The organism is Paenibacillus spiritus (assembly GCF_008710135.1).
GTDB classification, from domain to species: Bacteria; Bacillota; Bacilli; order Paenibacillales; family Paenibacillaceae; genus Paenibacillus_AQ; species Paenibacillus_AQ glufosinatiresistens.
On the sequence record NZ_VYKK01000007.1, the window covers coordinates 81,456 to 105,678 of the forward strand.

The window sequence follows — 24,223 nt, forward strand, 5'->3', positions numbered from 1 at the left end:
TCCGTAAGACGGAAGCGTTCAGCCGTTGTTTTTTTGCCGCGTTCTAGAAGAATTCGTACAGGTTCTCAAAATACTCCCGTTCCGTCCCGCTCACCCGGTAACGGGTATAGCCCTCGTAGAAGGCCGACAAATACGCCGGGTCCCGGAATGTGCGAATGGCGAGTGTCTCATCGTAGCGGGGATCGCCGATTGCCATTCCGGCCGCGTCGATCCACAGGCAGGCTTCGCCGCCGGAGACCAGCACATTGTCCGTCGTGCAATCGCCATGGATAAGCGCAGAACGGACGGAAACGGGCCGGTTCCTCTCCAGCCGGACCAGCAGATCAGGGCTTCCCTCGGTCACGCCCTGTCCGACATAGTCCCCCGCCCGTTCCAGCCGGCCGGACAGCCAGTCTCCGGAATCGGCTTCCGGTCCGGAATGGTCCGGTCCTACAGCCTCCCACGGCAGTTCGTGCAGCTTCTGAAGCAGCCGACCGAAGCTGCGGATCAGCCCTTCCTTCTCCTCCGGCGTTCCCGCGTTCCGAAGCGCTGCGGTGACCGTGATGCCCGGCTCGAAGGTCATCAGCAGATGGCTCCCGTCTGCGCTCTCGAAGTAACCGGCATACCGGGGAAGCGGGACTCCCGGGCGGCCGCCGTAAGCCTTCAGCACCTTCGCTTCTTCCGCCAGCCACTCCCGGTAGCGGTGATCGGTTACGCTTTTGAGCAGGTAGACGCCCTGGCCGGTTACGAGGCGGGTGACCTCCGAGGTGCCGCCTTGTTCCTCCAGCCGGTCAGCCGACCGGATGACTCCGATCCGCTCCTCCATTTCCGCTGCAATCGCTTATCCACGGTTCTCCAGAATCTCCTTCTTGGCCTTCCCGAGAGCGGCAATGACCCGGTCGCACCAGGCGTCGAATTCCGGGTCTTCTTCCTGAAGCTCCGGATGCGCCAGAATATGCTTCACCGTCTCCCGCATTCCCTGATCGAGCCGAATGCCGGCCGTGAAGCCCGGAACGAGGCGCTTCAGCTTGCTGTTGTCGAAGACGACGGAATTCGCCTTGTCGCCGAGCAGCCCGCCCCGCAGATCTCCGTCCCAGCAGTCCGCCAGAAATTCGGAGGACACATGCACGGCCTTCAGCGGAACATTCAGACTATCGGCGAGGATGCCGTAGATCTGATTCCAGGTCACCGTCTCGTCCGAGGTAATGCCTACCGCTTCCCCGATGGCGTGCAGGTTGCCCATCAGACCGACAAAGCCTTGGGCAAAATCGCGGCTGTGCGTCATCGTCCACAGCGAGGTTCCGTCGCCGTGAATCAGCACCGGCTTGTGCTCCAGCATCCGCTTGGCGACCTGCCAGCTCCCCCGGTTGCCGTGCACGCCCATCGGAATGAAGCGTTCATCGTAGGTGTGGCTCGGCCGGACAATGGTAACCGGGAAGCCTTCTTCGCGGTAGAGACGCATGAGGTAGTCTTCGCAGGCGATTTTGTTGCGGGAGTATTCCCAGTAGGGATTGCTGAGCGGCGTTCCCTCGTTCACCCGGTAATCGGACAGCGGCGTCTGATACGCCGAGGCCGAGCTGATGAAGATGAACTGCCGCGTCTTTCCTTTAAATAGCCGGTAATCGCGTTCCAGCTGCGCCGGTTCGAAAGCGATAAAGTCGGCTACGACATCGAAGCTGTGCACGGCAAGCAGCCGGGCGACCGTCTCTTCGTCGTTGATATCGGCCTGAATCGTCTGCACCCGCTCCGGCAGTTCTTCGTTCCGCGAACCCCGGTTGAGCAGATACAGCTCCCAGTCTTCGCTGCCGGCCAGCAGCCGCGTAATCGCTGTACTGATAATGCCTGTTCCTCCAATAAAAAGCGCTTTCATATGTAACGCCTCCCTGCTGAGATTGGAATATCTTCATCATAACGAAGAACAGACCCGAAAAGCAAAAGCCTCCGGGTCCCACCTCTCCTTGCGGCGCCCCAGGCGCGAAACAAGCTAGTCCATCTCCATAACCCCGATCTCCAGGAAGCTCTCGGCATCATAAAGTGTGTTGCAGTAAATATGAATCTGCTTGCCAATGACGTCCGCCAAGGAAGACCAGTTGTTGGCGATGGTGAATGACATCCGGTACTTGTAGTCCTGGCTCATCTCGGCCTGAACATACGTGGTCTGCTTCTGCAGCTTCAACCGGACCGCCTCAATCCGGATATAGTCGCTGGCCGAGGTGCGGACCTGAACGGCGTAATAGAGCGTGCCGTTGTCATACAGGATATGCTTGATAGTCCCGTTCTCGGCGACCTGAATCCGCAGCGTATTGGGCTTCCCGTCCTGGCCGTAGGTAGGGCGTCCCTCGCTGTCATAGACGTCGATCCGGTCCTGGGCCGCCTTAAGGAGGAATCCGCTTGCTGGATCGAAGCTCCATAATTCCCCGCCGGTCAGCGGGCGGTTGATCGCAACCGGCTTCGCGGGATCGTCGAACCGGTACAGCAGCGTCCGCGCCTCCTGCTGATAGATAACGCCCCGGCCGCCGTCCGCCCAGTACAGCGGTCTCACCGATTCCGCGGAGCCGGACGTCTTGCCTGCGGGCGTCTTGTCCAGATAGTAGTCGCGGCCGACCGAGCCGTCGGGCAGCAGCTCCAGGCAGCGCAGGCCGGCAGCATCCCGGACCAGGTAGCGGTTGCCCTGTACCCACTCCGTCCGGACGCTGAGCTCCTCTGCCTTAGGAAGGAGCGCCACCTTCCGGTCCCGGACCGTCCAGTTCTTCCCTTGCGCAACCGACACATAGAGCTGGTCCTTTTGCCCGCTGCGCTCTTTGTAGTACACATACAAATTGCCGGCGGCGTCCTCCCCGATATAATCGGCAATATGGGTTCCGTCGGTATAGGCTTTTGGAGAGGAACTGCCCTCCTCGTTCCAGTAAGGGCGGATATAGCTGAGGTTGCGGATATAGATCACATTCCCCACGCGCATCACGCTCTTGCCGGTTGCTTCCGCTACGAAGCGAAGCGGAATCCAGGCACTGCCGTCCTTGAGAATCGGCGCCGCGAGCAGCGGCTTCTGTTCGCCGTTGATCAGCGCGGTGCCGCTGCCGATCTGGAGCGTCAAGTTCAGATCGCCGCGAGAACCCAGAATGGCAGAGTCCTCCTGCCGGTACTCCACCTTAAAGCCCAGCGCCTCGAACAAGGCCCGGAACGGCACGAGCGTAACGCCCTTCACCACCATAGGGTCGCCCGGCAGCGATACCGGATGTTCATTGACCAGCACCGTTACTTGCTGCCCTGCGGCGGCTTCAGCCGGTCTCCCTGCCGCCATTCCTCCCCAAATCACCGCGATCAATACCCATACGGCCACTCCCCAACGCTTGCCGTGTTTCATTCCCTTCCCCCCAGAACGGTTGACTTCTTCACGTCTTGCACAGACGCACTACGCCTGAGAGAGTACCATTAATGGCCTGGCAGGGACAAGGGGAAAATGCACAGCCGCCTTCCGCAGGAGGGAAGCGGAGGTTATTCCTCCGGCTCGCCGGCCGCTTCCCAGCGCGCGATCTCTTCCCGCACGCGCGGCGCCACTTCGGTGCCGAGCAGCTCAATGCCCCGCATAACGTCCGCGTGCGGCATGGTGCCAAGCGGCATGTGCAGGAAGAAGCGCGTGATGCCGACCTGCTTGCGCAGATGAATGATCTTGTCGGCGACCGTCTTCGGGTCGCCGACATAGAGCGCGCCCTCGGGGCTGCGGGCGGCGTCGTAGCTGGCCCGGGTGTACGGCGGCCAGCCGCGCTCCCGGCCGATGACGTTCATGCTGGCCTGCGTGGACGGGAAGAAGCGTTCCGCCGCCGCCTCGGCCGATTCGCCGACAAACCCGTGCGAATGCGAGGCAACCGGCAGCTTCGAGACGTCGTGCCCGGCCTGGGCGGCGGCCCGCTTGTACAGCTTCACCAGCGGGGCGAACTGCAGCGGCCGCCCGCCGATGATCGCCAGCACGAGCGGAAGCCCGAGCAGACCCGCACGGATGACCGACTCGCGGTTCCCGCCGCTGCCGATCCATACGGGAAGCGGCTGCTGCACAGGACGCGGGTAGACGCCCAGATCGCGAATGGCGGGGCGATGCTTGCCCTCCCAGCTCACCCGCTCCGAATCCCGCAGCTTCAAGAGCAGCTCCAGCTTCTCCTCGAACAGTTCTTCGTAGTCGTCCAGGTCGTAGCCGAACAGCGGGAACGATTCAATGAACGAGCCGCGTCCGGCCATAATCTCCGCCCGGCCGCCGGAGAGCCCGTCCAGCGTCGCGAAATCCTGGAACACGCGCACCGGGTCGTCCGACGAGAGCACCGTCACGGCGCTCGTCAGGCGAATGCGCTTCGTCTGGGCCGCGGCCGCCGCCAGCACCACGGCCGGCGAGGACGCCGCATAGTCCTCCCGGTGATGCTCGCCGACACCGTATACGTCCAGACCGACTTCGTCGGCCCGGACAATCTCCTCTACAATCTCCCGCAGCCGCTCGGCGTGGCTGATCGTCCGGCCGGTCGCCGGATCGGGCGTTGTCTCTACAAAAGTGCTGATGCCAATCTCCATAAATGCTCCTCCTTCGCTGTTCTTCCTCTGCGCTAACGCTTTAACCTTATACCGCTATAATATAGTTGCGAACCGGCACCCGATGGAGTACGATGCGATATATCACCCGAAAGGAACCTAAAGCTGTGAAATGGAAAGCTAGAACGTTTGACTTTTCCCTTTTTGCCGCCGGCCTGCTTCTGGCGCTGGTTCCCGGGCGGCTCGTCGCGCCGGTGGATGTCTCGCTTCGGGCGCTTGTGGTCTTCTGGTTGTTCTCCATTATATACTACCGGTTCCGGATCACAACGGCCAGCGGGACGACGGCCATCGACTACGGCATCAACTATACCTGGGCGTTTGCCATCTATACCGGACCGGTTGGAGCATTCGCTTTTGAATTTCTATACGCCTTCTCCATCTACGCCTACAAGAAGCTTCGGGGCAAAGCCGACCCCGATGAAGGCCTGGATATGTTCTACAACATCGGCTCCTACACGGTGATCGGTTCGCTGTGCTACTACCTGTACACAGGCCTGTATTCGCTGTTCGATTACGCGCCTTACGGCGATTGGGTCCTGCTGGTTCTGCTCGTCGCCCTGTCCACCTTGTTCACCCATGTGAACCTGTTCATTACGTTCACGCTGTCCCGCGATCTGGATCTGCGGGACAAGGCCGCCAATCTGATCCGGAGTCCCAACTGGGCCGATCTCGCCAAGGTCTCCATCACCAATGCGATGCTGGCCGTTCTGCTGCGGGAGGAGCGTTGGGACATGATGATTCTCCTGTTCCTCCTGAACTATATTGTCAGCCTGTCGTTCTATTCCAAGTCGCAGAACATCCAGAACAAGTTCGAGCGCGACAAATTCGAGCAGATGGCGTACCGCGATTTTCTCACCGGCGTGCACAACCGAGCCTATATGGATCAGCGAATGAAGGAGCTCGACCGTTCCGGCGAGAGCATCGGCATTCTGGTCACCGATATCGACAAATTCAAGAAGATCAACGATACCTACAATCACGCCGTCGGCGACCGGGTGATCCGGCATCTAGCCGAATCGCTCCAGACCCGCCTGCGCACCGGCGATTACCTGTTCCGCAGCGGCGGGGAGGAATTCACCATCTTTCTGCGCGGCCGCAGCTACGACGAATGCCGGGAATGGACCCGGCGGCGGCTGGAGGAGATCGGCAGCAGCTCCGTGGAAGCGGAGTACGGCGACCAGACCACGACAATCCACTATACGGTCTCCTTCGGCCTGTATTACTTCACGGTGGGACGCAGCGTTATGATGGAGAGAGGGTATGTCTATGCCGACCAGCTCCTGCTGGAGTCCAAAAGACAAGGCCGCAACCGGCTGTCTGCGGCCTCCGACACTTCAGGGCCGGAGTCTTCGCCTCCGGCATGACTCTGCCCGGGAACAGCGGCTGGACCGCCGTCCGGGCTTTTTGCAAGCATTTTCATTTGAGCCGGGAATATGACATAATGAAGATGACGCCGCTTACAGGCGGCTATCCTTGCGCGAGGAGGCATTATCTCTTGAGAACGATTCAACTGGGAACAAGCACCCTGGAGGTGCCGGTAGTGGCGGTCGGCTGCATGCGGATCCATTCGCTGGACAAGACGCAGGCCGAGCGGTTCGTACAGACCGCGCTCGACGAGGGCGCGAACTTTTTTGACCATGCCGATATTTACGGAGCCGGTGAATGCGAGACGATCTTCGCCGAAGCGGTACATATGACGGACGCGGTCCGCGAGAAGCTGATTCTTCAATCCAAGTGCGGCATTCGCCAAGGCCAGTTCGATTTCTCCAAAGAGCATATTCTGAATTCGGTGGACGGCATTCTCCAGCGTCTGCACACCGATTATCTGGACATTCTGCTGCTGCACCGGCCGGATGCGCTGGTCGAGCCCGAGGAAGTGGCCGAAGCGTTCGACCGGCTGGAGTCGTCCGGCAAAGTGCGCCATTTCGGGGTGTCGAACCAGAAGCCGATGCAGATCGAGCTGCTGAAGAAACATGTCAAGCAGCCGCTGGTTGCCAACCAGCTTCAGCTCAGCATCACCAACGCCACCATGATCTCGAACGGCATCAACGTCAACATGGAGAATGACGCCGCCGTCGACCGGGACGGAAGCATTCTCGACTACTGCCGTCTGCACGACATCACCATCCAGCCGTGGTCGCCGTTCCAGTACGGCTTCTTCGAGGGCGTGTTTCTCGGCAGCGACAAGTTCCCGGAACTGAACGCGGCCATCGACCGGATTGCCGCCCGTTATAACGTCAGCGCGACGACCATCGCCATCGCCTGGCTGCTGCGCCATCCGGCCAAGATGCAGCCGGTCATCGGCACGATGAACCTGGAGCGTCTGATCGACTGCTGCCGCGCCGGGGACATTATGCTCACCCGCGAAGAATGGTACGAAATTTACCGCGCCGCGGGCAATGTGCTGCCGTAAGCAAACGTGCTGCCGTAAACAAACGCACTGCCGCAAGCAAGAGCGTCGGCCCTCTTCATGCCGGGAGAAGACGAAGACACGAAGGATAGCTCCTTCGTGTCTTTTCTTTTTTTGTCCGCATCCCCCGCTTGGCGAACAGCGGAAGAGGGCCTGACCCGTCGTGCTGACCCGGTCTTGCGGGATCTTACCGGCTCTTCGGGCCGGACGTCCGGCCGTCAGGCCCAGCAGCGCGCTCCAGCAGCCAGACCAGACCGCCCGCGGCAAGGGTAACGGCAACCGCGAGCACGGCCGATCCGCCGGCATGCAGCAGGAGCGCCGGAACCCAGAGGAGCGCAAGCGAGCGGTGCACGCTGCGCGTCCATTTATTGCGCACCTTACGGATTATCACTCCGTAGGCAGCCAGAGCCGCGAGCAGCACCAAGGCGGCCAGACCGGAATAGATGTGGCTGTCTCCCGGCTTATTCAGCAGAAAGTAGGTCCCGTGAACGGCAATCAGCGCCAGCGCGGCCCAGCCCAGGAAGGGATGGAGCTTGCTTAGAAGCCTGGCCCCTTGGCGCACCGGAGCCGAAGGCGATTTCCGCTTGCGTCTGACCCAGAACCAGGAGAACGAGGCCGCGCCGAGGAACGGGACCGCCGTTCCCATTCTTTTAAACCACTCTTCGCTTCCTTCTCCCCCATGCGGATGAGGCAAGCGTACGCCGCCGGCCGGTCCGGCGCCTGGGTGAAGAACCCCGGCGATCAGCAGGACGGCAGCAATCAATCCGGCGATCATCCCCGGTATCCATATTCTTCGGCTTGAACTCATTTCCATCCACCCCGTCTCCCAAGATTGGTCTCAGCTTAACACGGCTCTATTAAAATTTTATGAACTCCTCATAAAGGATTCCGTTAGAGGGTAATGGGAGATAGCAGCAATGCGGCATTACGGCTACCCCATCATGTCAGGAGGCCATACCTTATGAAATCAGCCCTACTCATCATCAATCCTTCGTCCGGGCGCGAAGAAGCGCTCGGCTATGTGCATCAGGCGGAACGGGTGCTGCGGGACGCCGGATACGAGGCGGAAATCAAGCAGACCGGCGGGGTGGGCGATGCCACCCGGTTCTGCCTGTCCGCCTGTGAAGCCGGAGCCGACCTCGTCGTGTCGATCGGCGGCGACGGGACCCTGCATGAGACGATCAACGGCCTGCGGGGCCAGAGCCGGCTGCCCCGGCTGGGAATCGTTCCGCTGGGAACGGTCAATGATTTTGCCCGGGCGCTTCATCTTCCGCTCGATCCGTCCGAGGCGATCCGCACGCTGGCCTCGCCGCACACCCGGCCGGTGGATGTCGGGGTAATGAACGGCCAGCTCTTCATCAACGTGGTCGCGGCGGGCACGCTCGCGGAATCGCTGTCGGCCGTTACGCCCGGCGACAAGTCCCGGATGGGCGCTTTTGCCTATGTCAAGGAAGGCGTGAAGGAACTGGCTTCCCCGACCAGCCATCCGCTGATCATCCGGACCGGAGGCAGGGAGTGGACGGCGGATTCGCCGCTCTTCCTTGCGGCCCTGACCAATTCGGTCGGAGGCTTTGAACGTCTGGCTCCCGATGCCGAAGTCGACGACGGTCTGCTGCACTGCTTCCTGGTGCGCGACCTGTCGCTGCTGCGCACCCTGACGGCAGGCCTGTCGCTTCTGTTCGGCAACCTGAAGAACCACCCGGATGTGACCTATTTTACCGCCAAGGAAGTCTCGGTCACTTCCTCCGCCCCCGTCCGGACGAATGTGGACGGCGAGGACGGCCCGCCGCTGCCGATCTCGCTCAGCCTTCTGCCGCGGCGGATCTCTGTGGTCGTTCCGGCCTCCGATTGAAGACCGCTCCGTTCCTCGTATATGATGGAGGTATCCATCTGGATACAGGGAGGCTTACAGAACGTGGCTGTACTCATCAATGAACAGATCCGGGCCGCCGAGGTGGATCTCACCGGCCTGGACGGAGAGGCGCTCGGCGTCGTGTCCCGGGAAGAAGCGCTGGCCCTCGCCAGAGCCGCCAAGGCCGACCTCGTCTGCACCTCGCTCCTGAGCAGTCCTCCGCCCTGCCGTCTTGCCGCCAAGGGCACCGGCAAAGCCCGGACGCCCAAGCCTACGGCGCCGGGCGCGGCGGCAGCCAAGGCGAAGGAGCTTCGCCTTACGCCCGGCATCGAGGAGCATGACTACAGGACGAAGCTCCGCCAGGCGGACAAGCTGCTGCGCGGCGGAACGCCATTGCAGCTCGTCGTCCGGGCTGCCGGCGCCAAGGAGGCCGCCGCGGCCAAGGCGGTGCTGGAGCGGCTGCTGGCCGACCTCAAGGAGGCCGGCGTCCGCGAGAGCGGCATTCAGACCAGCGGCAAAGGCGCTCAGGTGAAGGTGAACCCGCGTTAGCGGGACGCCCGCCAGGCGCTGCGTTCGGGTCCGGACGCCGGACTCGGGACGCGGGGAGCGCGGCTCGGAACTCCGGGAGCGCCCCTGCTCTACCGCCTGCGGGATGCTCTCCGCCCTGCGGCGCCCTGCGGCGGGTCTGATCCGCCGCTTGGCCTATAGCACAACATCCCCGTTCCACGATGGAACGGGGATGTCCTTTTTTTACTTCATCTCATCCTTCAGCGTCCGGACCCAAGTCTCTCCGCCGCTCTTGCGGTCGGCTTCATGTGATTGCGTCGCTTCCTGAATGTCGCCGAACGCCCAGTAGGACGCCGGTACATCCGGGAACTGCGGGGCAAGACCGGCCAGCGGTCCGCGGTACAGCATCCGGTTAATCATCGTCACGGCTTCAGCGCGCGTGATCTTCAGATTCGGCTTGAATGTGGCATCGGGATAGCCCGACACGAACTTGCCGCCGTACAGACTCTCGATTGCATTCGCCGCCCAATGGCCGCTTAGATCGGCAAAATGCGGCGTGACGGCAGGCTTCACGTCAAGCTTCAGGAACTTCGCCATGACCGCCGCGATTTCACCGCGCGTCACCGGCTCCTCCGGCCGGAAGGTTCCGTCCGCATAGCCGCTGAAATAAGCGTTCCCGGCCGCGATGCGGATGTAGTTCGCCGCCCAGTGGCCGCTTGGCACATCCTTGAAGACCGGCGCTGCGCTCGGCTGCGCGTTCTCGGTCAGACGGGCGACAATTGCCGCGAGCTCCGCGCGCGTCAGGCTCTTCGCCGTCTTGAACTGTCCGTCCGGGTAGCCCAGAATGTAGCGCTGGTGCTTCAGTTCGCCGTAGCGGTTGGAGTACACCTTCAGCTTCGCCGAAGATGCCGCCTTTGCCGGCTGCGCCTGGCTGCCGCCCGTCAGGGACGCCTTGACTTCGTAAGCCTGCTCGGCCCCGCCGAGCTGCGGCCATTGTACAGTCAGTTCACGGTGGCCGGTTTGTCCCGGCGCCAGCCGGTCCACCGGCCAGGTTACCGTGCTGCCGGCCACAATGCCGCCGTCCGCACGGACAACGACGACGCCTTCCGGCAGCGAGACTTCAAGCGTTCCGCCGACCAGCGTACCGATACCGTTCTGAGCGTAATCGACGGATACGGTGGAGGTCCCGCCCTCTTCCACCAGATTGCGGTCAAGGCTGACCGACACGGACGGGGCCAGGATCGGGCCATCCGGCTCCGAAGCCGGGAGAGCCGTCCGTTCGGTTACCGGAGCCAGGGAAATGTCGTGGCGCACCAGTTCGGTCTCCACGGGAATGGTCTGGCTGGTATACGTCTCATAGCCCGGCTTGCTGACGACCAGATAGTAGTCGGTATGCGGATAGACCATATAGGCGTACAGCCCCTGCGCGTTGCTGGTCTGTTCCGGGCTCGCATTGTCATTCGGGGCAAAGCCCGGAATCGCCGGGAGCGTTACGGGCGAGCCGGCCTTGCTGCCGTTGCGCGCCGTCTGCGCATAATAGAGCGTTACGGTTGCGCCTTCCACCGGCTTGCCGGTTACGCGGTCTGTAATGGCGCCGTACGGGTCAACCAGTTCTTCCGAAATGTTCATTTCCCCGTCCGCCGTTACCTTGACTTCGCTCTTCTGAATCGTAATTTCCTGACCCGGCCCCACTTCATACCGAATCTCCATTACATAGGTTCCCAGAGCCAGACCGTCGGCGCTGAATACGCCGCTTGTCTCGGTCGAGAAGGCTTTGGGGGAACCGTTCTCCAGGATATATTGTCCGGTTGCCGCATCCTTGAGATAAACCTTCGTTTTGCGGATCAATTCTTCGGATACGGCGCGTGTTCCGCCTTCCGGTTCTTTCATCAGAATGATGCCGGTTGCGGTCTTGGCGGAATCGTAATTCTCCTGACCGGTGCCGCTCACCGAGCCGACTTCGGCTGTCTGCTTGTATGTGACCGGCGTCGGAACGCCGCCGACCATAACGTTCTGGGTTACTTCCACGGTATAGACCGCGCTGCCTTTGGGCACCGCAACCGAGTAGGAACCGTCCGCGCCCGTTACCGCCGTCTCGTCAAAATCAACGCCCGGCGTAATGACATTGTCGCCGTTCAGATCCAGCGTCACACGGACGGTCGCGCCGGCGACCTTCTCATTGGCGTTGCCGCGGGTAATGAAGCCGCTGACGACAGCCGGCTGGAAGGTAACCAGAATCTCGTCCTTCGCATGGAGGCCCTTCGTCAGATCGAGCGCTTCGGCTTCCACCTGCACCTTTTGTTCCTGATTGGAAGAGAGGTCCGCCGACCGGTAGGTCGTCGCCGCCCGTCCCAGCGCGTCGGTCCGCACACGGTCGGAGCCGACAAAGGTGCCGAGGCCCGAAGGCACGGAGAAGACCACTTCCGTGTCCGGCAGCGGCATGCCGCTGCTGTCGGTCAGCACAGCGCTCAGCTCGGTCGTCGAGCGCCCGTCGCCGACGATGCGGTCCGGCGCCGCCTGGAGCGAGAGTGAATACGCCAATACCCGGAAGCCGTTGTCGGCCAGATTTGTCTCGGCCGGAAGCAGGGTACCGTCCGCTTTGTAGGCTTGGAAGGTTGCCGTATAGGTGCCTGCCGCCAGCGGCGCTGTCAGCAGATAGCTGGTGTTCTCCCACTGCTTGTAGCCGTCTTGCAGATAAGTGGACGGATTGCCCAGCACAAGAGTGACCGTGCCGCCTTCAATCTGTGCCTTCACCGTCTGGGCCTGCAGCGAACTGACGGCCGAGAGCTTCAGGCCATAGCCGGGAACGGCTGCTGCAAGCGTGCTGTCGCCTTCCGGCTTGTTGCCGGTCCACCCGTTCAGGGCTTTATTCATCTGAATCGTCACCTGCATCGGCGCGCTGGTCTGCCCGTCCGCATCGGTCACCGTGAAGCTGAAGCTGTCGGTGCCTGAGGTGAATGCCGGGTCCGGCGCATACAGGTAGGAGCTGCCGCTCTGGAGCGTCAGCACCCCACGGGTCGGCGGGCTCGTAATCTGGTAGACCAGACCGGTGACCGTCTCGCGGTCGCTGCCCTGAAGCTCAATCACCGCTGTGCCGGCACCTTCGTTGAGGTCGACCTGCTGCGGCGAAGCGACCGGGACGCCGTTATAGGCGATCGTGACTTGACCTGCTTCCGCAGCATCCTGTCTGCCGTCATGTGCCTTCCAGGGGAAGGTCACAACGGAACCGGCTGGGAGCTCGGCATCCGGCGTGAACGTCAGACTGCCAAGATCGAAGAGCGCTACCGTATTGGCGCCCGGCGCCAAATACACAGCCGACGACACACTGGTGTACCACAGCTTGCCGCTGCCGGCAAAGTCCGCAGGCAGCTCAATCGTTACATGATCCAGCGCATCGCCCTCGACATCGCTGTAGGCGGGGGCGATGGTGAAATCAGCAGCGGTGAAAGCGACGCTGTCCCCGCTGAGGCCCGTCTTCTGAATTGTTCCCGATACCGGGGGCGAATTCAGGAAGAGCGTCACGTTTTGCGGCGCAGCGGCGTATTCCTTGCCGTCCGAGGCAGTCCATTGCCAGACGGCTGTTCCGGTGAAATCCGGGGCCGGCACAAAGACAAGCTGTCCCACCTGCGCTGCGGGAATGATCTGTCCGGCCGTAACCGGCGTTCCGTTCAGCTTAAGCGCTCCGAAGGCGGCGTCCGGCAGCGTTACCGCCTTGATGGCCGACAGCGGCTCGCTGTTGGAATCCGAATAGGAGGCGGTTGTAAAATCCGTCAAGGCAAAGCTCAAATTGGAGCCTTTGACGCCATCTTTGGTAACCGGCCCGATCACCGGAGCCGTGTTCGCCGTCAGCGTCACCGCTGCGGCGGCCGCAGCATACTGTGAAGCGTCCTTGCCGTTCCACTGGAAGCTGACCGTTCCCATGAATCCGCCGGCAGCGGCGGTCGGAACGAAGCGCAGATTGCCGATATCGGCAACCGGAATTTCCTGGTTGACGGCAACGTCCGTTCCGTTCAGCACCAGCTTGCCGGCCGAAACCGCCGGCAGCGACTCGAACCGGATCCCGGTCAGGGCAGGGCCGTTGGAGGCGCCGCTCAATTTGGTGAAGACGGCTTTGAAATCGGCAGACGAGAAGCCCAACGGCTCATACTGGAAGGCTGCCTTGTTCACCGGTCCGGTCGCCGGATCATTCAGAGACGTGTAGGTGACCGTTTGGGAAGCCTGGGACCAGTCCGAAGACTGATAGCCGGTTCCGTTGCCGACCGCCTGCACCTTCACCGTGTAGTTGCCGGTAGCCAATTCCCGGTCGGCCAGTTCAATTGACAGGGAGCTGCCGTTGTCGATGTCGCCGCCGATCTGAAGGTTGTTCGAATCAAAAATCTGCACCTTATACTTCACCGCATTTGGTACAGCCGCCCAGCTTACGACCGTGCCGCTGACCGACGGGACCGGCGCAGGCAGCTTCGCCGTGATAACGGACGAATCGGTGGCAGGCACCGATGGATTGCCCGCCTGGTTCACTACACTTGCCGAAAGGCTGATGTTCCCTGCCGGCCAGGCGGACACATCCATATCCACGGCATAGCCGCCGGACTGAACGGTTGCGGTGTAGGCATGGGTCGTTCCCGCGCTGTCCGTCACCACAATATTGACGGTCTGTCCCGCTTCCGCACTTGTAGTGCCGCTGACCCGGACTTGGGTCAAGTCTTCGTCGCCTGCGGTCAGCTTGCCGTCTGCGCCGTCGCTGATTGAAGCGGTAATGGTAGGCGAAGAAGCGTTGTTGTATTCCTGCGGGTTGCTGAACACCCCGCCAGCAGCGCCAAAGTTGACCGAGAACAAACGGTCGCTAAGCGCCCCTTCATTCCCCATCGTCACGTATACCGTGCTGACCGGCGCCGTGTACGACGCAATGGCTGATGCGGAGTTATCAAAGCTCCGGTCTGGCAGACCGGAGGAGATCCCCAAGAACCGGGTTTTATTGCCTACCGTACTGATGGTCAGTCCGCAGGACCGGTCTTTTGTATACTTGGTGAACCCGGCCAGTTCAACAAATTCCTTGCGTGTGCTGCTGCTTCCGTCGATATCAATAACCGTTGTATAGAAATTATACAAGAATACCGGATTCGACGATCCGCCGAGCACAAAGTCGATTTTGTAATCGACCGATCCCGTACTGCCCGTCGTTGTAAGCATCGGGTTCAGACGCTTGTTGATGCTGGCGTTGCCGTCGGTCTGATCGACATCCCCGACCGTCATCGTATTGGTCACGCCCGTAAGGGTGAGCAGCGCGTCTACGGTCACTCCGTCTTTGGTCAGCACATTGCTGTACCGGTAGACGGCGTTCTGTTGATTGGCCGTTCCGCTTACCAAAGTCGGTACGCCGAAATTCATCTGGTTGTATTCGACATTCACGAGCGTCGCCGGAGCGGCGCTGGCCCTTTCCGCAGGAATGACTCCCGCCCAGATGGATATAAGCAGCAGCACGCAGAGCGCCGCGTGTTGACTTTTGGCAAGCCAGCCTGAAGTTCTGGTCATTCGACTTATCCTCTCCCTTGTTGAGTAATAGATTTCGGCTGAAAGTTACGGGACAGGAAGGCCCTTTCCCGCCTTGTCGCCAAATTAATTTATCGGATTAACCCTACAAATTAATTAGATTTAAATTCTTATTAAATCCGGCAAAAAAGCCGGAAAACCCGGCGAACTGCCCGGGGTCTCCCGCATCTTTCGCATAAAAGGCTCCGCCTGGGATCAAGCTATCCTTTAGCGCCCATCCCGGGCGCAATTTGAGTGCAAGGAGCGATCTCCCATGGCCAAGCCGGACAACCGCGCCGACAATGTGGCGCATCTGCAGAAGAATATCCAGAATACGCAGCAGAATCTGCATGAAGCCGAATCATACTTGAACGAATTCGCCTCCGAAATCGGCGGTGAGGAGAAGAGCCAGATCGAGGCCAAGAACGAACGCCGCCGCGAGAGTATTGAAGGCTTCCGAGAGGAAGTCAAGGACGAGGCCCGGCACAGCGAAGAATAGGCCCGTTCAAGCGCCAACGGCGTCCCGCCCACCTGATTCACTCAGGTGAGCCGGACGCCGTTATTCATTCAGCAGGAGGTTCCATGGAGGGCAGAGCCATCGACGGCCGCTCGGCAGCCTTCAGCACGACCGGCCGGTCGCCATGCCGCAGCTCCAGCTCTTCGCCTTCCAGCAGCGTGTAGTCCGTCTCTTCCCGGCCGATGCGCACCTCCAGCAGACAACCGCGGAAGGAGATGCGGAACCGGCAGCTCTGCCACTGTGAAGGCAGACGCGGCCGGAAAGAGAGCTGGCCGCCCGGCAGGCGCAGGCCGCCGAAGCCGTGGACGATGGACATCCAGGAACCGGCCATGGCTGCGGTATGCAGACCGTCCTTGGCATTGCGGTTAATGTCGTCGAGGTCCATTCGCACCGTCCGGTCGAAATACCCGTACGCGCTCTCCAGCTCCCCGACCTCGGCCGCTACGATGCTGTGAATGCAGGGCGACAGGGAAGAGTCATGCGTCGTCAGCGGTTCATAATAGGCGTAATTGCGCACCTTCTCCTCCCGGGTGAACTGCTCGCCCAGAAGGAACAGCGCCAGCACAACGTCGGCCTGCTTCAATACCTGATGACGGTAGATGACCAGCGGATGATAGTGCAGCAGCAGCGGGTACTTGTCCGCCGGCGTGTTCTCGAAATCCCAGCGCTTCTTGGTCAGGAACGTATCGTCCTGGGCGATGATCCCGAGCTTCTCCTCCCGGGGGATGAACATCCGCGCGGCGCCTTCCCGCCAGAGCCGGGGCTCCTCTTCCGTGAGCCCGATGGCTTCGGCCAGCCGCTCATACTCCTTCGGGTAGGACTCCCGCAGCAGATCGGCCGTATCGGCCGCATACTCCAGCTGGCTGCGGACCATCAGGTTCGTATAGGCGTTGTTGTTGACGATCGCCGTATATTCATCCGGTCCGGTAACGGCATCAATGCAGAAGGCTCCGCCGCGCGCCGGGTTGAAATGGCCGAGGTCGGCCCAGAACCGCGACGTCTCGAACAGCATCTCCGCCCCCTGGTTCACGAGGAACGCGGTGTCCCCCGTCGCCAGCACGTACTGGCGGATGGCATAAGCGATATCGGCGTTGATATGGGCCTGCGCCGTTCCGGCCGGGAAGTAGGAGGAATTCTCCTCTCCGGCAATGGTCCGCCACGGATAGAGCGCCCCTTTCTGCGCCATAATGCCCGCGCGTTCGCGCGCTTTGTCCAGGGTATGATAGCGGAACTCCAGCAGCTTGCGGGCAATCTCCGGCATGGTGAAGGTGAAGAACGGCATCATGTACATCTCGGTGTCCCAGAAGTAATGGCCCTCGTACCCTTCGCCGGTAAGTCCCTTGGCTCCGATATTGGTTACGCCGTCCCGGCCGACGGATTGCAGCAGTTGAAAAGCATTGAACCGGATGCCCTGCTGAAGCGCCGGGTCGCCCTCGATTTCGATATCCGCCCGTTTCCAGAAGTCGTCCAGATACGCCTTCTGCGCCGCAAGCAGCGGCTCGAAGCCCTCGCGGACCGCCATCCGGTGCAGCGCTTCCGCTCTTGGCAGCAGCTCTTCCTCCGGGTAATCCCTCGACGTATGATAAGCAATGTACTTGGTCAGCACCGCCGTCTCGCCGCTTCGGAGCGGGACGCGGAATTCCTCGGTCAGCCGCTGTTCCGCCGCTGTCCGGCTTCGCTCGAAGCCCGGCGGCGCGGACAGCTCATGGCTCATCGTCGTCAGCAGCACGAACCGCGTATGCCGGGTGCGCTGGCGCACCCAGGAGAACGCGCCGCCGTGCTCCATTCCTTCCGGCAGCAGGCTCGGCAGCCCGCCCCCGGCCCCGAGCCGGGGATCGCCCTCCGTATTCAGCGGGCGGGCAATGGTCCCGTCGACGGCAGAGGCGAAGGTCAGCGTGCCGTCGAAATTAAGCGCCTTGGCCTCATAGCGGATGGCGGCCAGGTGCTTGTTGCCGAATGCGGCCAGCCGGGTAAGGGTCAATCGGACCCGGCGGCCCTCCGGCGACTCCCAGTCCACCTCCCGGCGGAGGATGCCCCGCCGCATATCGAGCGTGCGCTTGTAGGCGAGCACGGTTCCGGTGTTCAGATGAAAGGTCTCGCCTTCGACGGAGAGGCCGATGATTTTGGCGTCCGCCACGTTCAGCATGGCCTGGTTCACCACCGCGAAGCCGTAGGCGCCCTCGGGATAGACAATCGGCTCGGCATCGTAGAAGCCGTTCAGATAGTTGCCGCTGACCGACGTTCCCCGCTCCCCGTGATAGCCCTCCTCCAGATTGCCGCGCATCCCGATATAGCCGTTGCCGATGGCGAACAGGCTCTCGCTGCGCTGATTCTCTTCGTCCTCGTATCTCTCTTCTTCGAGAGTCCAGTCCCGGTACGGATACAGCGGTTCGGGATGGATGTAGGGTTTCATTTTCATAATCGTCCGGACTCCTTTCCGTTCGTCAGCCTTTGACCGATCCGCCCATGAGGCCTCTGACAAAGTATTTCTGCAGCAGGAAGAAGATGGCGAGCGGCATCAGCATCGAGATAAAGGCCGCAGAGGTCAGAAGGTGCCAGTCGTTGCCGCGGGAGCCGACGAGGTCGGCAATCTTCATCGACATGACCTGCACATCCGGCTGGTTGCCGATAAAGATCAGCGAGACAAGATAGTCATTCCACACCCAGAGGAACTGGAAGATCCCGATCGACGCCAGCGCCGGCACCGACAGCGGGAGAATCAGCCGGCTGAAGATGGTGAAATGGCTGGCGCCGTCAATGAAGGCCGACTCGAACAGGTCCTTCGGCAGCTGGCTGATAAAGTTGTACATAAAGTAGGTGACCAGCGGCAGGCCGAACGCCGTATGGGCCAGCCAGATGCCGAGATAGCTGCCGTTCAGGCCGAGCGCCGTGTAGTCTTTCAGAACCGGGATCAGCGCCACCTGCAGCGGAATGACAAGCATGGCGATAATCGTGACGAACATCGTCCGGCGGCCCGGGAAGCGCAGCCAGGCGAATGCATACGCGGCGAAGGAAGCGATCAATACCGGAATAATCGTAGCCGGCACCGCAATGGTCAGCGTATTCCAGAACGCCTGGGACAAGCCGGTGCCTTTCTCCGTCGTCACGCTGCCGTCGGCGTTCTTCAGCTTGTACTCCTTGCCGGACAACACCGCTTTGTAGTTATCCGTTGTCAATTCCGGCTTCGTCACCCAGCCTTCGGTCATCACGCTGACGGTGCGGGCCCGGCGATTCTCCCACATGAGCCGCTTGCCGTCCTGCATCACCCCCGCTTTGAGCTGGGCGTCGGTGTACGTCTTGCCGTTGACTTCAATCGGTCCCCGCAGATCCACGTCTTTGGACAGCTTGATGACATCTCCGGACGCCTTGTATTCCTGGTGAGGGAACACCTTCCACCATCCGGTCTCCAGAATATCCGCCGCCGGACGGAACGAGGAGATCAGCAGGCCGAGCGTCGGAATGAGCCAGATGAAGCAGATGACGCCGAGCACGAGATTGACGACCGTCTTGCTGCCTTTTCTCTTCTTGGTGCCGACCATATCAGAACCCCCCCTGCTTGCGGAACTGGCGCAGATTGATAAGGATAACGGGCAGGACCGCAATCAGCAGCACAATGGCAAGCGTCGAGCCGTAGCCGAAGTTGCGGTACATGAAGAACTGCCGGTAGAACTGGGTCGCGACGACCTCTGTATCGTATTGACCGCCCGTCATGACCATGACGACGTCAAAAATTTTCAGTGTGAAGACAATAATGGTGGTTGTTACCGTCAGAATGGTGCTGGAGATAAACGGAATGATGATCCGGAAGAAAATCCGGACTTCGCCGGAGCCGTCCACGCGCGCCGCTTCCAGAATGTCGTCCGGCACTCCCTTGATCGCAGCGGAGAAGATGACCATCGCAAATCCCGTCTGCATCCAGATCAGAATCAGAATCAGGAAGAAATTGTTCCAGGGCTGCAGCATGCTGGTCCAGGCCTGCGGCTGTCCGCCGAAGAAAGTCACGATAGCGTTCAGCAGACCGATCTGCTCGTCGCCCGGCTGATAGTAATACACGAATTTCCAGATGACGCCCGCTGCCACAAAAGAGATCGCCATCGGCATGAAGATGATCGACTTGGCCACCCGCTCATAGCTGCTCCGGTCGGCCAGGATGGCAATCAGAAGGCCGAAGGCGACGCAGGCCAGCGTGCCGACGAACACCCAGAGCAGGTTGTTGCGCAGGGCTGTGCCGAGCAGCCGGTCGCTGAAGATCGCGGCGTAGTTGCTGAGCCCGACGAACTTGTCGGACGAGGCATTGAAGAAGCTGAGGTACAGCGTGCGCAGCGCCGGAAGCACCAGCAGCCAGCCCAGCAGCAGCACCGCGGGTCCCACGAAGATGAACGGGAGGATGCGGCGGCGGACCGCGTCGGAGAATTGCTCGGCCGCATAGTTCAGGGTGTAATAAATCAGGTAGATGCCTACAATGCCCCACAGCACAGCCAGCAGCGCCGTTACAATCGGGTTCAGGGTGGAGTCCCGGAAAAACTTGAAGATCAGTCCGTTGACCGCAATGTTGGCCAGCAGTATGCCCACGGATATCAGCACGGCCCGCGGGCGGACTCCCCGCTTGGCTTGTGTCTCCATACGCGCTCCTCCTATCGGTTGCTTGAATGACGGTCCCTATACAAAAGGGGCGGGGCCTTCCCGCCTCCGCCCCCCTCGTTATTCCCTTGGCTCCGGCCCTAGCAGGCGCCGGTTCTATTTGTCCCAGCCATTCTGGACCTGCTGCAGCGCCTGGTCCAGCGTCGCCGTGCCGCTGACATAGTCGGTCATGCCCTTCCAGAAGCTGCCGGCGCCTACCTTGCCCGGCATCAGGTCGGAGCCGTCGAACCGCAGCGTCGTGGCATCCTGCACCAGCTGGGCCATGCGGCGGTCGGATTCCGACTGGTACCAGTCGAGCGAAGCGTCATTCATCGGCGCAATGACGCCGCCGGACTCGACCCAGCTCTTGATCGACTCGCCCGTTGTGAAGAATTCCATGACAGCCCGCACCTCCGGACGGTCGCTGAACATCGCATAGATGTCGCCCGCTACGAGTACCGGCTTGCCGTACTGTTCGTCGATCGGCGGCAGGTAGAACCAGTCATAGTCTTCATCGACCTTGGCCGTCTCGGGGAAGAAGCTCGTAATGAAGTTGCCCATCAGGTTGAACCAGGCTTTCGGAGGATTCTCGAACATCGGCTTCGGCGCGTCGCCAAAGGCCGTCGTGACGATGGACTTCGTCCCGCCGTACACATAGTCGGGGTTCATCCAGATCTTGGACATGATCTCCGCCGCATTCTTCACCTCGGGAGAAGTGAACGGCAGTTCGCCTTTGACCCACTTGTCGTAATTCTCCGGCGTCGTAGTACGCAGCATAATGTTCTCAATCCAGTCCGTTGCCGGCCAGCCGGTAGCCGCGCCGCTCTCAATGCCGATCGCCCAGGCCGGGTCGCCGTCCTTGGCAATCTGCTCTGTAAGCGTCATCAATTCATCCCATGTCTGCGGTACGGTGTAGCCCGCTTCCTCGAACTGCTTCTTCGGGTACCAGACCAGGCTCTTCACGTTGCTGCGGTTCCAGATGCCGGCCATAATCTTGCCGCTCTTGCCGTCCATCGTCGCCATATCCAGCCAGCTCTTATTGTAGTTGGTCTTCAGCTTCTCGGGGTCCAGCACCTGGTTCAAGTCGATCACCTTGCCGGTCTTGGCGATGGCGGCCAGCAGGCCCGGCTGCGGGAAGTCGGCGATATCCGGCGCGTTGCCTCCGTCCACGCGGACGTTGATCGTGGCCTCGAACTCCTTGGAGCCTTCGTACTGAATATCAATGCCCGTCTTCTTCTCGAAGTCCTCGATGCTCTTCTCGAATTTCTTCTGGTCGGCATCCACGAACGGGCCGAACATGGTGACTTTCTTGCCTTTATATTCGCCGTTCAGCGCTTTCTGGAGCGGGCTGTCGGCCGAAGCGGCCGCGCTGGCCGCCGGAGCCGCACTGGCCGCAGGCGTTCCCGCATCGGAGGCCGGAGCCGTGCTCGGCGAAGCGTTGTTGTTATTATTGCCGCAGCCAGCTGCCAGCATAGATAAGGAAAGGCCAACCGCTGCCAGTGTCGAAAGTCTGCGTCCTGTCTTTTTTGTCATCTTCCCATACATCCCCTTTTGGTGGTTTGGTGAGAATGGCCTGCCAACGTCTCCGGAAGCCGGCGCGCCGCCGGTCTTCCCGCCCGGTCCTTATGGCCCGGGCACACCCGTGCGATGGACGGGATCACCTCCTTGTCAGAGTCTAAGTCAACCATTGACGAACCGTTGGATTGAAAAGCTTTTCACAAAGTCCGGAGAAAAGCCCTTGTTCAAGGGGCACCTCTCTCCCGGGACGATTCCCGGACAATCAGCCGGTGCGGCATCTTCTCGCGCAGCACTTCTACCTTCCCCGTCGTCAGCAGCTCGTGCAGCTTCTCCGCCGCCCGGTAGCCGAGCTCGTAGATCGGCTGGGCAATTGTCGTCAGCTTCGGGATGAACATGCCCGCCATCCGCAGATTGTCGAAGCCGATGACCGATACCTGACCCGGCACCAGAATGTTCCGGTCCTTGAGGTAGGAGATCGTGCCCATGGCGAACTCGTCGGCGACGCAGAATACCGCTGTCAGAGACGGATAGGCAGTGAACAGCTCATGCGCGGCCTGATAGGCCTCCTCGAACCGGTGATTCGCGTTCTTCACCCGTCCGGCGTTGTCTTCCAGCCCCGTTTCGGCAAGGGCCCGGACGAACCCGGCGTACCGCGGAGGGCCTGCGATGGAATCATGGTGGCTGAAGCCGATCATGCCGATCTCCCGGTGGCCGAGGTCAATCAGGAACTTCACGGCGTCGTAGGCGGCCGCTTCGTCGTCCACTTCAATGCTCGGCACCTCGTGCTCGTCGGAGTGGGTAGACAGCAGCACGAACGGGATGCGGCAACGGGTCAATCGCTCGTGGTACTCGGGATAAAGCCTGTCGCTTGCCAGCACAATGCCGTCCACCTGCTTCTCGTGAAAGGCGTCGATATAGGCAAGCATCCGTTCCTGGTCCCGGTCGGTGTTGGAGATCATCAGGCTGTACCCCAGCTTGTTGCAGGCATCCTGCATGCCCCGGATAATGCCGGCGTAATACAGGTTCTCGATGTCGGGAATCAGCAGCCCCAGCGTGAATGACTTCTTATAGATTAGCCCCCGGGCAAAAGCGTTCGGTTGATACTGAAGCTGCCGGATCGCCTCGAGTACCCGGTCCCGCTTGCTGGCGACGACGGTCTCCGGCGCGTTCATGACGCGCGACACAGTGCTGATGGATACTTCGGCCAGTCGGGCCACGTCTCGAATGGTTGCTTTCATGCTAAAGCTCTTCTTTCTGCAAGTCGTGTTTCCGGCTGCGATTAGTGTTTTGGCAACTGCTTTGGTAACCTTTTCAACCCGAATTATAGCAGGATATCTTTCCGATGGCAACAGAAATTTAAGCGCTTACATTTTATCTTGGCAAGGGACCTCTCCGGCCCCGCCGAAGCGGTCTTCCTCCGCGGCGCCCCTACTCCGGGCCGCCGATGGCCCGGTACAGATCCTCCGGCCGGGCCCGATAGACCGGGTAGTCCCGGCCGTAGAACGGGACGGTGCCGGCGGCGGCGAAGCCAATCCGCTGAAGGCTTCGGTCGCCGTCGCCGGTAACCGCAATGGCCCCGATCTCCTGGACGTCGATGCCAGCGGCCCCCAGACGCCGGAGCTCGTCCGGGATGGCCCGGATAAGGCTTCGGGCATAGGCCCGCCGCTGCGGGGAACGAATGTCCACGATTAGGGAAATCAGGTAGAGCCACACCGGACCGGGGTTGCGGTAATCCAGCAGATGGGCCGTCAGCTCATCCTCCTCCAGCGTTCCCTGCAGCATCCGCTCATACGACGGCTGCGGAAGCGGGAACAGGCTGAAGATGCCCTGGATTCCTTCCGGTGTCTCCAGCACATTGTATACCTCGGGATTAAGGCTCATCACCTTCTCCACATAGCTCCGGTCCACATGCCATTCCTCGGGATAAATGGCATAGTTCAGCTCCAGCATCGCGTCGATGTCGCCGGCTTCCGGCTTTCTCAGGCGCCAGCCCGGCTGCTCCATTCCTGCACCTCCTTCTCCCGCTCCTCTTCCAGCTTGCGAAGAACCGAAGCGTAGAAACCGGACAGCTCCCGTTCGTACAGCGGATAGGAACGCTCTACAATGTCCCTTGCCTGCGAAGAGCGGCGCAGAAAGGATTCCATATACTCCCGCCAGGCCCGCCAGGTCTCCTTATCTGTCCGGTTCATGATGATATGCTTGTTGTAGAACTCATAAATGACATCAAAGTAATTCAGGTAATAATAAATCAGCGACTCTTTGCGCGCCTGGTCCTCTTCGCTGGAGGGCCGGCTGGCCGTCAGCGGGTGATCGTCGTAGATTGTCCACAGCCACGGATCGGCAATCATCATTTTATTGACTTCCAGCAGCATCTTCTGATGCTCCTGCTTGGCCGAGTTGCGGATGGTAATCCGATTGAACCGGTACGTGAACACGACCGTCACCATTGATAAGAAGAACGTCACAATCGAAATAATCAGCGAAATTTGACCCGACAATCTTTCTTCCCCCTGTCTTTACTGCATATCTGAATCCATTATATCCGGATATGGGTCCAAAAAGGTATTCTTTCGGGCGTTATGCGCTATAATCAGAAGTAGAGGTCCGGCGGGTTCCGGACATCCCAACCGAAGGGCTATGCTTCCCGGAATCCTCCGAGCTAAGCAACCCCGCAGTCTTCGCTGCGGGGTTGCTTCGCGTGCCATCTCCCCGCGAA

18 protein-coding genes are annotated in these 24,223 nt (G+C 60.8%); 5 read left to right on the plus strand and 13 right to left on the minus strand.

Annotated elements, in window-relative coordinates:
* Nucleotides 1-43 precede the first annotated feature (43 nt).
* The 4 genes from F4V43_RS07105 to F4V43_RS07120 all read right to left on the minus strand — a co-directional run bounded on the left by F4V43_RS07105 (nt 44) and on the right by F4V43_RS07120 (nt 4,536).
* Entirely contained in the window at nt 44-805 is a 762-nt protein-coding gene (locus tag F4V43_RS07105; RefSeq protein ID WP_150457539.1) for a phosphotransferase family protein, read from the minus strand.
* Between the two features lie 15 nt (nt 806-820).
* A complete protein-coding gene (locus F4V43_RS07110) occupies nt 821-1,849 on the minus strand; it encodes an SDR family oxidoreductase (protein ID WP_150457540.1) in 1,029 nt (342 codons plus the stop codon).
* A gap of 114 nt (nt 1,850-1,963) precedes the next feature.
* Nucleotides 1,964-3,343 (minus strand): copper amine oxidase N-terminal domain-containing protein, encoded by a 1,380-nt coding sequence (locus F4V43_RS07115; RefSeq protein ID WP_150457541.1) that lies wholly within the window; start codon nt 3,341-3,343, stop codon nt 1,964-1,966.
* Between the two features lie 131 nt (nt 3,344-3,474).
* Nucleotides 3,475-4,536 (minus strand): LLM class flavin-dependent oxidoreductase, encoded by a 1,062-nt coding sequence (locus F4V43_RS07120; protein ID WP_150457542.1) that lies wholly within the window; start codon nt 4,534-4,536, stop codon nt 3,475-3,477.
* Nucleotides 4,537-4,661: 125 nt separating this feature from the next.
* Between F4V43_RS07120 and F4V43_RS07125 the strand changes: the two genes are divergently transcribed.
* Both F4V43_RS07125 and F4V43_RS07130 read left to right on the plus strand, forming a co-directional pair.
* On the plus strand, nt 4,662-5,918 hold the full coding sequence (locus F4V43_RS07125) for a GGDEF domain-containing protein (RefSeq protein ID WP_223879809.1): 1,257 nt from the start codon (nt 4,662-4,664) through the stop codon (nt 5,916-5,918).
* A gap of 131 nt (nt 5,919-6,049) precedes the next feature.
* Nucleotides 6,050-6,967, plus strand: coding sequence for an aldo/keto reductase family oxidoreductase (locus F4V43_RS07130; RefSeq protein ID WP_150457543.1), 918 nt, complete (start codon nt 6,050-6,052; stop codon nt 6,965-6,967).
* Between the two features lie 184 nt (nt 6,968-7,151).
* Here the strand turns inward: F4V43_RS07130 and F4V43_RS07135 are convergent, their stop codons facing one another.
* On the minus strand, nt 7,152-7,778 hold the full coding sequence (locus F4V43_RS07135; protein WP_317983772.1) for a hypothetical protein: 627 nt from the start codon (nt 7,776-7,778) through the stop codon (nt 7,152-7,154).
* A 147-nt stretch (nt 7,779-7,925) separates the two neighbouring features.
* Here F4V43_RS07135 and F4V43_RS07140 point away from each other — a divergent pair, with 147 nt between their 5' ends.
* Nucleotides 7,926-8,816: a diacylglycerol/lipid kinase family protein gene (locus F4V43_RS07140; protein ID WP_150457544.1), complete on the plus strand. Its 891-nt coding sequence runs from the start codon at nt 7,926-7,928 to the stop codon at nt 8,814-8,816.
* Nucleotides 8,817-8,879: 63 nt separating this feature from the next.
* Nucleotides 8,880-9,365 carry a translation initiation factor IF-3 gene (gene infC, locus F4V43_RS07145; protein WP_150457545.1) on the plus strand — a complete coding sequence of 162 codons (486 nt, stop codon included), beginning with the start codon at nt 8,880-8,882 and terminating at the stop codon, nt 9,363-9,365.
* A 201-nt stretch (nt 9,366-9,566) separates the two neighbouring features.
* Here infC and F4V43_RS07150 read toward each other — a convergent pair whose 3' ends face one another.
* Nucleotides 9,567-14,855, minus strand: a complete 5,289-nt coding sequence (locus F4V43_RS07150; protein WP_150457546.1) for an S-layer homology domain-containing protein — start codon at nt 14,853-14,855, stop codon at nt 9,567-9,569.
* A 271-nt stretch (nt 14,856-15,126) separates the two neighbouring features.
* Here F4V43_RS07150 and tlp point away from each other — a divergent pair, with 271 nt between their 5' ends.
* Nucleotides 15,127-15,351, plus strand: coding sequence for a small acid-soluble spore protein Tlp (tlp, locus tag F4V43_RS07155; RefSeq protein WP_150457547.1), 225 nt, complete (start codon nt 15,127-15,129; stop codon nt 15,349-15,351).
* A 64-nt stretch (nt 15,352-15,415) separates the two neighbouring features.
* Here tlp and F4V43_RS07160 read toward each other — a convergent pair whose 3' ends face one another.
* The 7 genes from F4V43_RS07160 to F4V43_RS07190 all read right to left on the minus strand — a co-directional run bounded on the left by F4V43_RS07160 (nt 15,416) and on the right by F4V43_RS07190 (nt 24,005).
* A complete protein-coding gene (locus F4V43_RS07160; protein ID WP_223879810.1) occupies nt 15,416-17,788 on the minus strand; it encodes a glycoside hydrolase family 65 protein in 2,373 nt (790 codons plus the stop codon).
* 25 nt (nt 17,789-17,813) lie between these two features.
* Complete coding sequence (locus F4V43_RS07165; RefSeq protein ID WP_150457548.1) at nt 17,814-18,908, minus strand: carbohydrate ABC transporter permease; 1,095 nt, start codon at nt 18,906-18,908, stop codon at nt 17,814-17,816.
* Between the two features lies 1 nt (nt 18,909).
* Complete coding sequence (locus F4V43_RS07170; protein WP_150457549.1) at nt 18,910-19,992, minus strand: carbohydrate ABC transporter permease; 1,083 nt, start codon at nt 19,990-19,992, stop codon at nt 18,910-18,912.
* A gap of 114 nt (nt 19,993-20,106) precedes the next feature.
* Nucleotides 20,107-21,522 (minus strand): ABC transporter substrate-binding protein, encoded by a 1,416-nt coding sequence (locus tag F4V43_RS07175; RefSeq protein ID WP_150457550.1) that lies wholly within the window; start codon nt 21,520-21,522, stop codon nt 20,107-20,109.
* A gap of 209 nt (nt 21,523-21,731) precedes the next feature.
* The gene (locus F4V43_RS07180; protein WP_150457551.1) at nt 21,732-22,745 is read right to left on the minus strand and encodes a LacI family DNA-binding transcriptional regulator; all 1,014 of its coding nucleotides are present in this window, start codon (nt 22,743-22,745) and stop codon (nt 21,732-21,734) included.
* A 190-nt stretch (nt 22,746-22,935) separates the two neighbouring features.
* Entirely contained in the window at nt 22,936-23,511 is a 576-nt protein-coding gene (locus F4V43_RS07185; protein ID WP_150457552.1) for a hypothetical protein, read from the minus strand.
* Complete coding sequence (locus F4V43_RS07190; protein ID WP_150457553.1) at nt 23,487-24,005, minus strand: hypothetical protein; 519 nt, start codon at nt 24,003-24,005, stop codon at nt 23,487-23,489. The genes F4V43_RS07185 and F4V43_RS07190 overlap by 25 nt, the downstream gene beginning before the upstream one ends.
* Nucleotides 24,006-24,223: the final 218 nt, after the last annotated feature.